This window comes from Paractinoplanes hotanensis, assembly GCF_023717965.1.
In the GTDB taxonomy this organism is placed as follows: Bacteria; Actinomycetota; Actinomycetes; order Mycobacteriales; family Micromonosporaceae; genus Actinoplanes; species Actinoplanes polyasparticus.
Map to the genome: position 1 here is coordinate 227,215 of NZ_JAMQOL010000006.1, position 15,537 is coordinate 242,751.

Annotated in this window: 12 protein-coding genes; 5 read left to right on the forward strand and 7 right to left on the reverse strand. The window is 72.7% G+C overall.

Annotation, left to right across the window (positions count from 1 at the left end):
- Positions 1-149 precede the first annotated feature (149 nt).
- Positions 150-566: a pilus assembly protein CpaE gene (locus tag LXN57_RS05445; protein ID WP_251796862.1), complete on the forward strand. Its 417-nt coding sequence runs from the start codon at positions 150-152 to the stop codon at positions 564-566.
- Here the strand turns inward: LXN57_RS05445 and LXN57_RS05450 are convergent.
- From LXN57_RS05450 to LXN57_RS05470, 5 genes are all read right to left on the reverse strand, one after another.
- A complete protein-coding gene (locus tag LXN57_RS05450; protein ID WP_251796863.1) occupies positions 563-3,973 on the reverse strand; it encodes an ATP-dependent helicase in 3,411 nt (1,136 codons plus the stop codon). The genes LXN57_RS05445 and LXN57_RS05450 overlap by 4 nt on opposite strands.
- Complete coding sequence (locus tag LXN57_RS05455; RefSeq protein WP_251796969.1) at positions 3,970-7,545, reverse strand: ATP-dependent helicase; 3,576 nt, start codon at positions 7,543-7,545, stop codon at positions 3,970-3,972. Before LXN57_RS05455 ends, LXN57_RS05450 begins: the two co-directional genes overlap by 4 nt.
- A 101-nt stretch (positions 7,546-7,646) precedes the next feature.
- A complete protein-coding gene (locus LXN57_RS05460) occupies positions 7,647-8,669 on the reverse strand; it encodes a LacI family DNA-binding transcriptional regulator (RefSeq protein ID WP_251796864.1) in 1,023 nt (340 codons plus the stop codon).
- A gap of 265 nt (positions 8,670-8,934) precedes the next feature.
- On the reverse strand, positions 8,935-9,486 hold the full coding sequence (locus LXN57_RS05465; protein WP_251796865.1) for an LOG family protein: 552 nt from the start codon (positions 9,484-9,486) through the stop codon (positions 8,935-8,937).
- A 1-nt stretch (position 9,487) separates the two neighbouring features.
- Complete coding sequence (locus LXN57_RS05470; RefSeq protein WP_251796866.1) at positions 9,488-10,267, reverse strand: LOG family protein; 780 nt, start codon at positions 10,265-10,267, stop codon at positions 9,488-9,490.
- Positions 10,268-10,495: 228 nt separating this feature from the next.
- Between LXN57_RS05470 and LXN57_RS05475 the strand changes: the two genes are divergently transcribed.
- Positions 10,496-10,657 carry a hypothetical protein gene (locus LXN57_RS05475; protein ID WP_251796867.1) on the forward strand — a complete coding sequence of 54 codons (162 nt, stop codon included), beginning with the start codon at positions 10,496-10,498 and terminating at the stop codon, positions 10,655-10,657.
- 11 nt (positions 10,658-10,668) lie between these two features.
- Here LXN57_RS05475 and dapE read toward each other — a convergent pair whose 3' ends face one another.
- On the reverse strand, positions 10,669-11,739 hold the full coding sequence (gene dapE, locus LXN57_RS05480; RefSeq protein ID WP_251796869.1) for a succinyl-diaminopimelate desuccinylase: 1,071 nt from the start codon (positions 11,737-11,739) through the stop codon (positions 10,669-10,671).
- Positions 11,740-11,804: 65 nt separating this feature from the next.
- Here dapE and dapD point away from each other — a divergent pair, with 65 nt between their 5' ends.
- Complete coding sequence (gene dapD / locus LXN57_RS05485; RefSeq protein WP_251796870.1) at positions 11,805-12,752, forward strand: 2,3,4,5-tetrahydropyridine-2,6-dicarboxylate N-succinyltransferase; 948 nt, start codon at positions 11,805-11,807, stop codon at positions 12,750-12,752.
- On the opposite strand, the gene LXN57_RS05490 is transcribed toward dapD, so the two are convergent.
- Positions 12,742-13,542 carry a LysR family transcriptional regulator ArgP gene (locus LXN57_RS05490; RefSeq protein WP_251796872.1) on the reverse strand — a complete coding sequence of 267 codons (801 nt, stop codon included), beginning with the start codon at positions 13,540-13,542 and terminating at the stop codon, positions 12,742-12,744. The genes dapD and LXN57_RS05490 overlap by 11 nt on opposite strands.
- A gap of 71 nt (positions 13,543-13,613) precedes the next feature.
- Here LXN57_RS05490 and LXN57_RS05495 point away from each other — a divergent pair, with 71 nt between their 5' ends.
- Positions 13,614-14,210 carry a LysE/ArgO family amino acid transporter gene (locus LXN57_RS05495; RefSeq protein ID WP_251796873.1) on the forward strand — a complete coding sequence of 199 codons (597 nt, stop codon included), beginning with the start codon at positions 13,614-13,616 and terminating at the stop codon, positions 14,208-14,210.
- A gap of 181 nt (positions 14,211-14,391) precedes the next feature.
- Positions 14,392-15,426, forward strand: a complete 1,035-nt coding sequence (locus LXN57_RS05500; RefSeq protein ID WP_251796875.1) for a DNA polymerase III subunit beta family protein — start codon at positions 14,392-14,394, stop codon at positions 15,424-15,426.
- Positions 15,427-15,537 lie beyond the last annotated feature (111 nt).

The window sequence follows — 15,537 nt, forward strand, 5'->3', positions numbered from 1 at the left end:
GTCTCGTGTCGCCGTACTGATCGCCCGTACCGGAGGAATCCGGGTTACGACAAAGAGCGCCTGGGGCAGACTTCCCCACAGGCGCTCCTGAGTACTTGGGAACCAAACTGACAACGGGCAGAGCTTAACACGTCGAAGGAGGTTCGCCGGTGATCGGCGTTCAACTGGCTCAGCAGCTCAGAGAGGCCGGACTGACCTGGAAACCGGCCCTCGGGGACCGGTTCGCCATCCCCGACCGGGACCTCGACGACGAGGTGTTCGTGCTGAGCAACATGACGGTCGAGGTGTATTCGATGCCGGAGGGCCGGGTGATCGGCTTCAACGGCACCACCGAGTGGGCCCTGGACGACGTGGAGCTCGACGAGACGGTCTGGTTGCCCCGGGAGGACCAGCTGCGCGAGTTGCTGGGCGGCACGTTCCGGACGCTGCGGCGCGGACCGGCCGGCTACGAGGTGACCATCGACCTGCTCGGCGAGGAACGCGCCTTCGCCGACGGAACGACGGAGGGCGCGTACGCGGCAGCCCTGCTGCACCTTCTCGCGGCGGCGGGCGCGGACGAGGCCTAGCTCGCGGCGGCGGGCCCGGACCGGGTCTGGTTCACCCGTTCGGGCAGTCGCTCGATGAGCGCGGCCAACTGCGCGGCGTCGAGCAGGTCGACCGGCCGCACGGTCACCTGCTCGCGTACGTAATGGAAGCCCGCCCGCACCCGGTTGAGCGGCACGCCGGCCAGCGAAGCCCAGGCGAGCCGGTAGGCGGCCAGCTGCACGGCGGCCGCCTCGGCGTCGGCGCCCTCGGGCCGCCGGCCGGTCTTCCAGTCGATGACGTCGTAGCGGTTGGCCGTGTCGGCGTAGACCGCGTCCATCCGACCGCGCACGACCACCCCGGCGATCGTGGTCGCGAACGGCACCTCGACCTCGACCGGGGTGCGGTCGGCCCACTCGCCGGCCAGGAACGCCTCCTGCAGGGCGAGCAGCTCGGCGTCGTCGGCCGCGTCGTCGTCGGCGGCGCCGGGCAGTTCGTCGATGTCGATCAGGCGGAGGGCGCCGAACCGCTGCTCGAGCCAGGCATGGAACGCCGTGCCCCGCCGGGCATGCGGCAGCGGGCGGTGGGGCAACGGACGGCGTAGCGAACGGGCCAGAGCCTGGGGGTCGCGGCGCAGCACCACCAGCTGCGATACCGACAGGTGGGCGGGCAGCGCCACCTCGATCGGGCCGTCCCGGCGGGTCCGCTCGTCCCGTTCGGCCAGCAGCAGGGCGGCCTCGCGCCGCCAGCGCTCGATGTCCGGATCGCGGCCGGCGGGGATGCCGACCAGCTCGGCGGCCAGTCCGGCGCGCTCGGCGACCTCGGGTTCGGCCCCGGCCAGCTCGGCGAAGGCCTCGGCGGCCTCCGCGTCGGGGGCGGCGATCATGCGGCGGATCAGGTCGGCTGCGGTGGCCATGGCCGGGCGGCGCAGGCCCAGCGGGTCGAACGGCCACTGCGCGGACGGCACCACCTCGGCCGCCGGGTTGGTCGCGCCCGGGGCCGGCTCGGGCGTCCACGCGTCGACCGCGCCGGCGCCCTCGTCACAGACCGCGCGGATCTCGGTCAGGAAGACTGACGGGCCCCGCGGGCGCTTGACGCCGTCACCCCACCAGTAGCCGGAGGCCAGCAGCAGACGCCGGGGACGGGTCACGGCGACGTACGCCAGCCGGCGCTCCTCCCGCTCGTCGTGCTCGCGCCAGGCCGTGCCGAACGCGTTGACCGCGGCGAGCACGCCCTTCTGGTCGGCCGCCTGCGAGAGGTCGAGCCGGGGCAGGCCGTCGGAGTCGCCCCGCAGCGGGAACGGCAGCACGCCGATGCCCATCAGATAGTGGTCGGAGTTGCGCGAGATGCTGGGCCAGACGCCCTTGCTCAGACCGGCGACCGAGACGACGTCCCACTCCAGGCCCTTCGCGGCGTGCGCGGTGAGGATCTGGACCGCGCCCTCGACCACGTCGACCTGGCCCGGTTCGAGGCCGCGTTCCTCCTCCTCGGCCGCGGTGAGGAAGGCCAGGAAGCCGGCCAGCGTGCCCCCGTCGGTCTCGGCGCCGTAGCGGGCGGCGGTGTCGGCCAGCGCGTCCAGGTGACCCCGGGCCAGACCGGCGTCCCCGGCCGCCCAGCCGCGCACGGCCACCTCGACGTCCAGGCCGATCGTCCGCTCGATGTCGGCCACCAGGTCGGGCAGCGGCTGGTCGAGGCGCTGCCGCAGGGCACTGAGTTCCCGGCTGTACGCATGCAGGCGCGCGTAACCCTCGGCCGAGTACTGCTGCGGGGCGCCCAGATCGGCCATCGCCTCGACCAGGGTGGCGTCGTCGAGCCGGTCGGCGACGATGTCGTCGGGCTCGACGCCTGCCACCACGGCGGCCCGGGCCGCGGCCAGCCCGCGGGCGCGGCGGTGCAGGGCCACCAAGTCACGCGGGCCTATCCGCCAGCGAGCGCCGGTCAGCAGGCGCAGCAGCGACGCGCCGTCGGCCGGGTCGGCCAGCACCCGCAGCGTGCAGACCACATCGCGTACCTCGGGGGTGTCGAGCAGACCGCCCAGGCCGACCACCTCGACCGGCAGGCCGCGGACGCGCAGCGCCTCCTCGATGGCCGGGATCTGACTGCGTACGCGAACCAGGACGGCACTGGTGGGGCGCTTCTCGACCGGGATCTCGCCGGGTGTGGCTCCCGGCATTCCGGCCGTGATCCGCCACGCGGTGAGCATCGAGTCGCCGATCCAGGCGGCCTCGTCGGCGAAGGTGGGCAGCAGCGCGCAGGCCACCGTGCGGCCGCCTACCGCGCCGGAGACCCTTTCGGCCGCCCGGAGTTCGGTGACCCGGGCGCCGAAAGCACGCAGCGGGGCCGAGAGCGTGTTGGCGACCCGCAGGATCTCGGGCCGGTTGCGCCAGCTGCGGGTCAGGCTGCCCGTCCGGGCCGCCTCGCCGCCGGGCCGGACGAACTCCTCCGGGAAGCGGTCGAGGGTGCCCGCCGAGGCGCCGCGCCAGCCGTAGATCGACTGGCACGGGTCGCCGACCGCGGTGACCGGGTGGCCGCCCCCGAAGAGCGCGTTCAGCATGGTCACCTGGGCGTGGCTGGTGTCCTGGTACTCGTCGAGGAGCACGATCCGGAAGCGGCCGCGCTCGATCTCGCCGACCTCGGGATGGTCGCGGGCCACCAGCGCCGCGCGGGCCATCTGGTCGCCGAAGTCCATCGCCTCCAGGTCGAGTTTGCGCTGCCCGTACAGGCGCACCAGGGGCAGCAGGGTGAGCCGCTGCCGTTGCCGGGCGAGCACGTCGGCCACGTCCTTGTAGACCTTGCCCGGCAGCTCCTGCACGTCGGCGAAGAAGCGGCCGGTCCAGGCGGCGAGCTCGTCCGGGGTGACGAGGTGCTCGGCCAGCTCGCCGGCCAGCGCCAGCACGTCGTCGGTGACCGTGGTCGGCGCGCGGTTCACGCCGGTCATCTCGCCGGTGTACGAGCGGACCAGCGAGTCGACGATCTGCCAGCAGGCGGCCTCGGTGAGCAGGCGGGCCGACGGCTCGTAGCCGGCGCGCAGCCCGTGTTCGGTGACAACCCGGGCCGCGTACGAGTGATAGGTCGAGATGGTGGCCTCGCCGGCGAACGCGTCGTCGCGGCCGAGCCGGCGCACCAGCTGGCCGAGCCGGGTGCGTACCCGGTGGGCCAGCTCGCCGGCCGCCTTGCGGGTGAATGTGAGACCGAGGATCTCGTCGGGGTGGGCGTAGCTGTTGGCGACCAGCCACACCACCCGCGACGCCATCGTCTCGGTCTTGCCCGAGCCGGCCCCGGCCACGACCAGCAGCGGCTCCACCGGGGCGGAGATGATCTCGGACTGCTCGGCGGTCGGCCGGGGCAGGCGCAGCAACCGGGCCAGTTCCTCCGGGGTGTAGCGGGGCCCGGAATCGGCACGGCGGCGGGGCGTCGCCGACTCGTCGGCGAAGAGGCTCGGTTGGGTCACTGGCCCTGCTCTACGACTTGACGTCCCTTGCCCGAGACCGGGCAGCTGGTGCGTACCGGGCACACCCGGCAACGGCTGTTGGCGACGGCCGAGAAGGTGGCGGCGGCCATCGTGTCGGCGGTGCGACGGACCATCTCGTACGCCCATTGCGGGTCGGCCGCCTCGGCCAGCGGCAGCTGCATCTGCTCGCGGGCGTCCTTGCCCGGGCCGAGCTGCACCAGCGCCGCCCCGCCGCTCTCGGCGCCGTGGTCGGCGAACGCGCCGGCCTGGACGGCGGTCTGGTAGCCGGCCAGCTGGGCGTGCTCCTCGACCTCGGCCGCGGCGACCGCGGTGCTCTTGCCGGTCTTGAGGTCGATGACCACGAGACGGCCGTCCTCGTCGATCTCGAGGCGGTCGACCCGGCCGGTGAGCTGGATCGGGCGGGTCGGGTCTTCGAGCCGGACGCTGAATTCGTGCTCGATCGCCAGCAGCCGCCGCGGGTTGACGGCCAGCCAGCGCAGCAGTTTGTCCACCATGGCCTGGGCGCGGTCCTGTTCCGGGCCGGCCAGCCAGCGGGCGGCCAGCTCGATCGCGTCGAACCGCGCGCTGACGTACTCGACCAGCTTCTCGCGGTCGGCGTTGGCGTCCTCGGCGAGCATGGCGGCCGCGTGCACCAGGTTGCCGACGCCCTGCGCGGGCCCGGCCGGGGCCGCGCCGCCGTGCCGTTCGAGCAGCCAGCGCAGGCTGCAGCGCAGCACGCTCTCCATCGACGAGGGCGTGACCTTGACGGCTTCCCCCTCGTCGACCAGCGGCCGGTCGTCGGACAGAGGGCGCAGCCCCCACCACTCGTCAGGGTGGGCACCCGGAACTCCGGCCGCGGCCAGCCGGGCCAGTTCCGCCGCGGCGGCATGCCGTCGCGGCGGCGTCTGGTCGGCGCCGACGACGACCGTACGGAGTTCGGCCACCAGGGCCGGCAGCGTCAGAGCACGCGGCGGCCGCCCGACCGGAATCCCCGCCGGATCGTCCACCGGATCGGCCTCGCCCGGGTCCTCATCGGGCGGCTCCTCGCTCGGCCACTCGCCGGCCGTGGCTTCGCTGCCGGCCGTGTCGGGGTCGTGTGGGCCTCGAGGGTCGGTGTCCGGGCGGTCGGGGCCGGATGGCGGCGGCCCGGCGGGTGGGGGTGGGCCGGGGTCGTCGTCCGGGATGCCGAGTTCGGTGAGGAAACGGCTGGGCTGTTCCTCGCCCTGGGAGCCGCCGACGCCGGCCGAGGCGATCGCGGTCACGATCAGCTTGCGGCGGGCGCGGGTGGTGGCCACGTAGAACAGCCGCCGCTCCTCGTCGAGCAGGGCGGACGTCTCACCCACGACGGCTGCCTGCCCCGACGCGGCCCGGCCGGCCAGCACGTCGACCAGTCGTTCCGAGCCGAGCAGGCTTCCGCGCAGCCGCAGGTCGGGCCAGATGCCCTCCTGCACGCCGGCCAGCACGACCACATCCCACTCGAGGCCCTTGGCGGCATGCGCGGTGAGCAGGCGGACGGCCTCGCCCCGGTCGGCGCTGGGAGCGATCGAGTCGGCCGGCAGGTCCTGGGCGAGCACGTGGTCGAGGAACACCTCGACCCGCGCGCCGGGCAGCCGGTCGACGAATCGGGCGGCCGCGTCGAACAGCACGACCATCGAGTCGAGATCACGGTCGGCTGCTTCGGCCCGCCACTGCCGGGCCCGGCCGACATCAGTGTTCTCGGGAGCGGGCCCGGAGCGGGTGCTCATCGCGTACCACCGGCCGGCGAGCCCGCTGGCCCGCCAGACCGTCCACAACACCTGCTCGGCGGTGGCCCCCGGCGCCGCGGCGGCCTCGCGCGCGGTGGCCAGCAACCGGGCGACATTCTGGGCGGGCAGGGCCCAGCGCCGCTCCACCATGTCGAGGCCCGCCGGGTCGCGCACCGCGTCTACCAGCAGCTCGCCCGAGGGCCGTCTGTCCCCGGCGGCCAGCGCCAACGCCCGCAGCCCCTGCCGGAGGCGGCGCTCGGCCAGCGGGTCGGCCCCGCCCAGCGACGAGTGCAGCAGCGCCACAGCGGTCTCTTCGTTCAGCGCCTCGGCGTCGAGCGCACACCGCAGCAGCAACAGGAACGGCGCCACCGCCGGCTGGAGGTGCAACGGTAGATCTTCGGCGTGCGTCACCGTCGGCACGCCGGCCGCCGCCAGCGCTCGCTGCAACGAAGGCAACTGCAACGACGTGCTGCGCAGCATGACCGCCATCCGGGACCACGGCACGCCGTGCAGCAGGTGCGCCTCGCGCAACGCATGAGCGACGTAGGCCGCCTCAGCGGTGGCCGCCCGGAAGATCCGGACGACGGTCTCGGCGTCGAGCCCGCTCCGGCCCTCAGCCGGATCCGCTGCGGACGCGCCACGCTCTGCCGCAGCGCCGGTCGGCGCGGAAGCGGCCCCGCCCGACGCGGAAGCGGCCCCGCCCGACGCGGAAGCGGCCCCGCCCGACGCGGGGGTATTCGGGTCGGGCGACCCCGCGGCGGGGGGCCCGGGTGGGGGTTCGGGGCCCAGCACCGGCGGCGGCGGATGCATCGGGCGGTGCCGGATCGGGCCACGCATGCGGCGGGACACCCGCGACGTCGCAGAGAGCAGCGGCAGCTCGGCGCGGTAGTTGGTGTGGAGGGTCAGCGTCTCGGCCAGGGCGCCCGACGCCGTGCGGAAGCGAGTGGGGAAGCCGGCCACCGCGCCCGGGTCGGCGCCGCGGAAGCCGTAGATGGACGAGTCGGGGTCGCCGAACGCGACCAGGGGCTTGCCGCCGCCGGCGACCTGGGCGAGGAGGTCGATCTGGGCCGGGTCGGTGTCGGCCAGCTCGTCGACGTAGACGTAGGCCAGGCGGCGGCGCTCGGCCTCGATCAGGTCGGCGTTGTCGGCCAGCAGGCCCGAGGCGGCGCGCACCAGTTCGGCCGGGTCGTAGGCCGACGAGCCGCGGGTGGTCACGTCGCGCAGGGCCAGGACGGCGACGTACTCGCGCAGGAAGCGGGCGGCGGCGGGCCAGTCGTCGCGGCCCAGGCGCTCGCCCAGGCGGGCCAGTTCGACCGGGCCGACGCCGCGCTCGGCGGCCCGCTGCATGAGGTCGCGCAGTTGCTGGGCGAAGGCGCGGGTGGGCAGCGCGGGGCGCAGCGCGGCCGGCCAGCCGATCGGGTCGGGCGCGTCGACCTCGCCCGAGGCCTCGAGCAGCTCACGGATGATGAGGTCTTGCTCGGGGCCGGTGAGCAGCCGCGGGGACGGCTCGCCACGGTCGGCTGCGGCCCGCCTGAGCAGGCCGAACGCGTACGCATGGAAGGTGCGCACCAGCGGCTCGTGCACGATGCGGCCCGGGTCGGCCGCGATGCGCGCCTCGATGCGGTCGCGCAGGGCCGTGGCGCCACGCCGGCCGAAGGTGAGGACGAGGATGCGCTCAGGGTCGACGCCCTCGGCGATGCGTGCGGCCACCGACTCGACCAGCGTGGTGGTCTTGCCCGTGCCGGGGCCGCCGATCACCAGCAGCGGGCCGTCGACGTGGCCGGCCGCGTAGCGCTGGAGCGGGTCGTCGAGCAGCGCCGGCTGCACCGCGGCGGGGCGCCGGACCAGGCGGTACGCCGGGCGGCGCACCGCGGCGGGGGAAGAGGCCGGCGTACTCACGGCAACAAGGAAACCACGAGGGTCCGACGTTAACTAACGGGTGGTTTGGCCATCGAGGCCCGGCGCCGCACCGGCATGGGCAGGCGCAGCACCGCAGGATCGGACTGCGGGCCGAGCAGCTTCTCCACCGCCTGCCACCCGAGCTGGTAGTGGGGCAGCGAGATGCTGGTGAGCTGTGGCCGCAGCCACGCGGCCAGGTCGGAGTCGTCGAACGAGAGCACCGAAACGTCGTCCGGAATGCGCCGGCCGGCCTCGCGCAGGGCCTGGTAGGCGCCGAGGGCGATGCGGTCGTTGAGGCAGATCAACGCCCGCGGTCGCAGCCCGGCGGTGAGGCTGCCGGCCACCGCCTCGTACGCCGAATCGGGCCACCAGTCGCAGGCGACCGTCCCGGCCAGGCCCGTGCCGCCGGCCCGCAGCCCTTCGCGGATGCCGGCCATCCGCTCCCGGCCGGCGAAGACCTGCTCGTCGGGAGTGCCCACCAGGTAGATCTCGCTGCGGTGGCCGGCCTCGAGCACGGTGGTGGCCGCGCTCCACCCGGCGGCCAGCTCGTCGGGGATGATCTGGTGGTGCGCCGGCCGGGCCCCGCGGGTGAGGCAGTTGAGCAGCACGACCGGGTGCCCCTTGAGCTGCTTGGGAAGCCGCACGTAGCGGGTGAACATGCTCGCGTAGACGAACGCGTCGACCTGCCGGTCGAGGAAGTCGGCGATCAGTCTCTCCTCGACGACCGGGTCCCCCTCGGTCTCGCCGATGAAGAGCAGATGGCCGTGGGCGACGGCGGCCGCCAGCGCGCCGTTGATCGCCTTGCCGGCGTAGGGGTCGGAGGCGAGGGTGTCGGAGACGAGGGCGATGGTGCGGGTCACCTTGGTACGCAGGCTCCGCGCCATGAGGTTGGGCCGGTAGTCCAGCTCCTGGGCAGCCCGGAGCACCCGTTGCCGGGCGTCGTCCGAGATCCTCATGTCCAGATGGCGTCCAGCGAGGACGAAGGAGGCCGTGCTGCGGGACACGCCGGCCCGCTGTGCGACCTGAAGCAGGGTCGCCCGTTGCGGGGGCATGACCGCAGTCTTCCACGATCCCCCGAACGGGCACCATGCGAATGTTCGCAGATGCGACGTTGACGTCCGGTGATCTCCCGGCGCACTGTCGGCTCAACCGATCCAGCGCGTGCCCCGGCGGGCGCGACGCCGCCGGACGGCCGGAAGGTGCGCACCGGCGTGTCCCGGTGAGAGCGCGTCGGCGCGCCCCCGACCCGGCCGGCGGGCCCGCCGGGGCCTCTGGTCACGCCGGGTGGGTGTGGTGACACCCACCCGGCGTGACACCTCAGGCCCCGGTTACCCGTTCCTCGACGGCGTCCAACGCCGAGCCGATCGACTTGACCACGATCACCCGATCGAGCGCCGACGAGCGGACGAAAGCGGTGTCGGCGAGCTGGCCCAGCCAGGCCAGCAGGCCGTCGTAGAAGCCGTCGGGGTCGAGCAGCACGATCGGCTTGTCGTGCAGTGCGAGTGTTGCCGTGGTCCACACCTCGAACAGCTCGTCGAGGGTGCCGAGCCCGCCCGGCAACGTGATGAACGCGTCCGACCGGTCGATCATGATGTTCTTGCGCGAGCCCATGTCGCCGGTGATGATCAGCTCGTCGGAGGCACGGTCGGCCACCTCGAGGTCGACCAGCGACTGCGGGATCACGCCGAGGGTGTGCGCGCCGCCGGCCCGGGCCCCGTCGGCCACCGCGCCCATCATGCCGACGCAGCCGCCGCCCGAGACCAGGGTGTGCCCGCGGGCGCCGATCTCTTCACCGGTGCGGGTGGCGAGGTCGAGCCACTTCTGGTCGAGCGTGCTCGAGGAGGCGCAGAAGACGCAGATGGCGGCCACGTCACCCCTTGCCGTGGGAGTCGGCGAGCGCCGCGTCGGCGTCCACGATGATCTGCACGGCCTCGTCGACGTCGTCGGTGACCTGGATCAGATCCAGATCGCTCTCGCTGATCTTGCCGTCGGCCAGCAGGGTTCCCTTGATCCAATCGAACAGGCCCGACCAGTACGCCGTGCCCATCAGGATCACCGGGAAGCGGGTGACCTTCTTCGTCTGCACCAGCGTGACCGCCTCGAACAACTCGTCGAGCGTGCCGAAGCCGCCGGGCAGGACCACGAACGCCTGGGCGTACTTGACGAACATGGTCTTGCGGACGAAGAAGTAGCGGAAGTCGATGCCGATGTCGACCCAGTCGTTGAGGCCCTGTTCGAAGGGGAGTTCGATGCCGAGCCCGACCGACATGCCGCCGGCCTCGGTCGCGCCGCGGTTGGCCGCCTCCATCACGCCCGGACCGCCCCCGGTGATCACCGCGTAGCCGGCCTCGGCCAGCGCGGCCCCCAGCGCCGCGGCCATCTCGCACTCCGGGCTGTCGGGACGGCTGCGCGCCGAGCCGAAGACGCTCACCGCCGGCGGCAGGTCGGCCAGGGTGTCGAAGCCCTCGACAAACTCGGAGAGGATGCGCAGGGCCCGCCAGGCGTCCTTGGTCTTCCACTCCCGCCGGTGGTGCGAGTCGAGCAGTTTCTCGTCGGCCGTGCTCGGCGGGATCGACTCGCGGCGAAGCGTGACCGCGCCGCGATGACGCTCCGGCGCACCGTCGCGTCGTCCGTTGGTGCTGTCCGTCATGCCTAAAAGGTAGTGCGGACGGTCAGTCACCCGGTGAACAACCGGGTGGGTTTCGGTAAGAGGATTGCGGGTCCGCGACCTTTTTGCCAGATTGAAGCAACGGACGGTAGCTCTGGAGCGTCTTCTCAGTTACCAACTCGCGGCACGCAAGCACTGCGCCCGGCATGGCGGCCGGGCTTAAGGAGCACCGTGACGACCCGATACGAGCGCTTGAAGATGCAGCGTCGCATGCAGCGACGGATCCGACTGGTGGTCGAGGAACGCCGGATGGCGTTCGGGCCGCGGCCGGAGACCCGTGGCGAGGTCCCGGCCGATCCCGAGGCCACGATGGAGATCGAGCCGATGACCATCCGGGCCATCGGCCGTGTCGCGGTGCGTCCCGCCCTCTGACCTACGCGGCCTTACGAGGCCAGCCAGCGGTGCAGCGTCGTCGCCCCGTCACGGATCTTGCCGATCTCGACGTGCTCGTCGGGGGCGTGGGCCAGCAGCGGGTCGCCGGGCCCGTAGTTGAGGGCCGGGATGCCGAGCGCCGCGAACCGGGCCACGTCGGTCCAGCCCAGCTTGGCCGCCGGTTCCGCCCCGACCGCGGTGAGGAACTCGCGGGCCGGCGCCGCGGTCAGACCGGGCATCGCGCCCGGCGCCGAATCGGTCAGCTCCACCTCGTAGCCCTCGAAGACCTCGTGGACGTGTTCGAGCGCCTGCTTCTCGGTGCGGTCGGGGGCGAAGCGCAGGTTGACTTCGATCACACATTCGTCGGGCACGACGTTTCCAGCAACGCCACCGTGGATCTTGACCGCGTTGAGGCCCTCACGGTACGTACAGCCGTCGATCGTGACCGTCCGCGCCCGATAGTCCGAAAGCCGCCGCAGCACATCGCCCGCCGCGTGGATCGCGTTGACCCCCCGCCAGGCGCGGGCGGTATGGGCTCGCCGGCCGGTGGTGCGCACCAGCGCGCGCAGGGTGCCCTGGCAGCCGGCCTCGACCACCCCGTACGTCGGTTCGAGCAGCACCGCGAAGTCGGCCAGCAGCCACTCGGGGCGGGACTCGGCGACCAGGCGCAGGCCGTTGTACTTCGAGTCGATCTCTTCCGCCTCGTAGAACAGGAACGTGAGGTCGTAGCGCGGGTCGGGCAGCGTGGCCGCCAGGTGCAGGGCCAGCGCGACGCCGCTCTTCATGTCCGAGGTGCCGCAGCCGTAGATCAGGTCGTCGACGACGGTCGACGGGAAGTTGTCGTTGATCGGCACGGTGTCGAGGTGCCCGGCGAGCACGACCCGCTGGTCGCGCCCCAGGTTCGTACGGGCCATGACGGTGTTGCCGAGTCTGTCCACGCTGAGGTGGGACGCCAGGCGGAGCACCTCTTCCACGTCGTCGGCGATCGCCTGCTCGTGGCGGGAGACGGACTCGATGTCGACCAGGGTGCGGGTGAGCTCCACCGGGTCGACCAACACGTCCGGGGTAAGCGGGTTGGCCATAGGCCGCACGATACCGGCCGATGGTGAATCACGACCCTGCTCGCTGCTTTAGTAGGGTTCGGGCCGTGGATACTGCGATCTCGACCTCCCCCGCCTGGGGCATCGGCCTCGCCACCGTCACCGCCGAGGGTCAGGTGCTCGACACCTGGTATCCCGAGGGCTTCCTCGGCATGGGCGACCTGCCCGCCGAGGCGCCGGCGCTGCCGGCCGGGCTGACCGGGCCCAAGGCGCTGTCCGGCCTGTCGACGGTCGAGGTCCGCACCACGATCGCCTCGCTGGCCGACCCGATCAAGGACGCCGCGGACGCCTACCTGCGGCTCCACCTGCTCTCGCACCGCTTCGTGGTGCCGAACTCGCTCAACCTCGACGGCATCTTCGGCGCCCTGGCCAACGTCGCCTGGACGTCGGCCGGCCCGTGCCCGCCCGACCGGGTCGACGAGCTGCGCTTCCTCGAGCGCGCGGCCGGCCGCCACCTGGCCGTCTTCGGGGTCGACAAGTTCCCCCGCATGACCGACTACGTGGTGCCGTCGGGCGTCCGGATCGCCGACGCCGACCGGGTGCGCCTCGGCGCCCACCTGGCCTCGGGCACGACGGTCATGCACGAGGGCTTCGCCAACTTCAACGCGGGCACGCTGGGCACGTCGATGGTCGAGGGCCGCATCGTGCAGGGCGTCGTGGTCGGCGACAGCTCCGACGTCGGCGCCGGGTCGTCCATCATGGGCACGCTCTCCGGCGGCGGCAAGGACAAGGTGCGCATCGGCGAGCGCAGCCTGCTCGGCGCGAACGCGGGCATCGGCATCTCGCTCGGCGACGACTGCGTGGTCGAGGCGGGCTGCTACATCACGGCCGGGTCGAAGATCACGCTGCCCGACGGCCGGGTCGTCAAGGCGCGCGAGCTCTCCGGGGTCAACGGCCTGCTCTTCTGGCGCAACTCGGTGACCGGGGCGCTGGAGGCCAAGCCGCGCAAGGGCACGGGCATCGAGCTGAACGCGGCCCTGCACGCTAACTCCTGAGGAAGGGCGCGGCCGCCGCCTTGACTGCGGCCGTCAGCTCGTCCAGCACCGCCGAGCCGATCCGCCAGTACTGCCAGTGGAGCGGCACGTCGAGGTGCCGTCCGGGGTGCAGGTCGACGTACCGGCCTCTGCTGATGTCGTCGCGCGCGATCCACTCGGGCACCAGGCCCCAGCCGAGCCCCATGCGGACGGCCTCGATGAACGCCGACGCCGACGGCACGAAATGTTCGGCCGTATCCGCTCTATCCGGTAGCAGCCGATGCTGCAGATGATCCTTCCGGTTGTAGCGGATCATCGCCTGGTCGTCGGGCCGTCCGACCGCGAGGTAGCGCATCGCCCCCAGCCGTTCGATCCGGCAGCCCTGGACGGCGGTGTCGTCGGCGGTCACGGCGGCCATCGCGGTTCCCGATCGCAGCAGGTCGGCGGTGTAGTACTCGTCGTCGGTGTGCAGCTCGTACTGCGGGCCGGGCACGGCGGCCAGCACCGGCAGGAACCACGTGTGCAGCGAGTCGGCGTTCACCACGATCGAGACCCGGGTGCCGCCACGCGCCTGCCCGATGGCTTCCCGCTCGAGCAGCGCCACCTGCCCCGCGAAGCGGACGAGGGCCTCACCGGCCGGGGTGGCCACGCAGGGTTTCGTACGCCGGACCAGCACCTGGCCGACCGAGCGCTCCAGTGCCTTGATCCGCTGACTCACGGCCGAGGGCGTGACATGCAGCTCACGCGCCGCCGCGTCGAAACTGCCCGACTCGATGACGGCCTGGAACGTGGCCAGTTGCGCGAAGTCCACGTAAGCGATGCTAATGCAACATCAAAATCTTTAGTTTGAGTACGGGTTACCGTCCGCTTAGCGTCGAAGCCGTGCTCACCTCCGTCGCCACCGGCTTCCTCGCCTCCGCCGTGCTGATCATCGCCATCGGCGCCCAGAACGCTTTCGTGCTGCGCCAGGGCCTGCGCCGCGAACACGTGCTCGCGGTCGTGCTGGTCTGCGCCGTCTCCGACCTGTTCCTGATCCTCGCGGGCATCGGCGGCCTGGGCGCGGTGGTCACGGCCAGCCCCGACGCGGTCACGGTGATCAAGTGGGTCGGCGGCGCCTTCCTCATCACGTACGCCGTGATGGCGGCGCGCCGCGCGCTGCGACCCGCCGCCCTGCAGGCCGCCGAACGAGCCCCGGCCACCCTGCGAGCGACGATCCTGACCTGCCTGGCCCTGACCTACCTGAACCCGCACGTCTACCTCGACACGGTTCTGTTGCTGGGCTCGGTCGCCCAGCAGCACCCGCACCGCTGGCTCTTCGGCGCGGGCGCGGCCGCCGCCAGCCTGGTCTGGTTCACCGCCTTGGGCGCCGGCGCGCATCGCCTCGCGCCGCTGCTGGCCCGCCCGTCGGCCTGGCGTGTGCTGGACGGCCTGATCGCCGTGGTCATGCTCGGCGTGGCCGGGATGCTGCTGCTCAGTTAGCCGAGCAGCCGATCGCCCCTGTGGACAACGGGACGGCCCCGGCTTGACAAGGCGTAAGTTGCACCTCACAACGCCCCGAGGTGGGAGGGGGTTCGGGATGGGTGGGCTGTTCCAGCAAGATCATCGCGAGCTTGACTCTCGACCTGGTTGAGGCGGAAGGGTCGGTGACGTGCGAGGAGACATGCGCAGCATCGGTGTGGTGGCGCGGGCCAGTGGGCTCAGCGTCAGCGCGCTGCGGTTCTATGACGGCGCCGGCGTGCTGGTGCCGGCCGAGGTCGACGCGGCGACGGGTTACCGCCGCTACAGCAGCGAGCAGGTGCGGGCGGCCCGGCTTGTCGCGGGGCTGCGGCGCATCGGCGTGCCGGTGGTTGAGATCGCCGAGTGCGTCCGCGAGCTGGACGACCCGGCCGCCGTACGCCGTCGGCTCGACGCGCATCGGCGGCGTCTCGAGGACGGGCTGGCCGACGCCAAGCGTGAACTCCTCCGCATCCACACCCTGCTCGACCTGGAGGAGAAACTCATGGCCCGAGTCAGCCTGCCCGCCGCCGCCCTGGCTGCCACGATCGACGCCGTCCGCTTCGCCGCGGGGGCCGATCCGGAGCTGCCGATGCTGCGGTGCGTGCTGCTCGACATCACCGGCGGCGTGCTCACCCTGGTTGCGACCGACCGCTTCCGGATGGCCGTCGCGTCGGCCTCGGCCGAGGTCGAGGGGCCGCCGATCCGGTCGGTGCTGCCTCTCACGTTCGTCGACGGCCTGCGCCCCACGCTCGCTGGGGGCCGGGCCGTGCTCGATCTCGCGCTTGATCGCGTACGGGCGGAACCGGCCTCGCTCGAGGCCGAGCCCCTCGACATCGACTACCCGGACCACCGCCGCCTGCTCGACGGGCTGGCGACCCCGACCACCCGGGTCACGGTCGATACGGCTGCGCTGCGCGACCGGGTCACCGCCGCGCCGGTCGTCACGAGAAAGCACGACGGAACGCCGTACGAGGTGGCCGTTCTGGGGTTTGACCGGGGCGCCGTCAGCGTGGTGCCGGAGGCCGAGTGGAGCGGCGACACGCACCTGGCGGTGAACCGCGAGTTCCTGCTGCAGGCCCTGGACGCGGGCGGCAGCGGCCAGCTCGTGCTGGAACTCGACGGGCCGATCAAGCCGCTCGCCGTACGGGTCCCGGGCGACGACTCCCGCTTCTCGATCCTGATGCCGGTGCGCGCTTGACGTGTCGGGAGATTTCCCCGGTCGAGCCTCCGGCGCCGGATCGAGGTCGCGGCGGCGTAACAATTTACGGTCCCGTCACGTGTCTGGGCTTGAGCCACGTCACACCGGGCG

Coding starts and splice junctions, on each gene's coding strand:
- LXN57_RS05460 (WP_251796864.1), bottom strand. CDS start 8,669: ATGCCCCCGCAACGGGCGACCCTGCTTCAGGTCGCACAGCGGGCCGGC.
- LXN57_RS05500 (WP_251796875.1), top strand. CDS start 14,392: ATGCGCAGCATCGGTGTGGTGGCGCGGGCCAGTGGGCTCAGCGTCAGC.
- LXN57_RS05475 (WP_251796867.1), top strand. CDS start 10,496: ATGCAGCGACGGATCCGACTGGTGGTCGAGGAACGCCGGATGGCGTTC.
- LXN57_RS05470 (WP_251796866.1), bottom strand. CDS start 10,267: ATGACGGACAGCACCAACGGACGACGCGACGGTGCGCCGGAGCGTCAT.
- dapE (WP_251796869.1), bottom strand. CDS start 11,739: ATGGCCAACCCGCTTACCCCGGACGTGTTGGTCGACCCGGTGGAGCTC.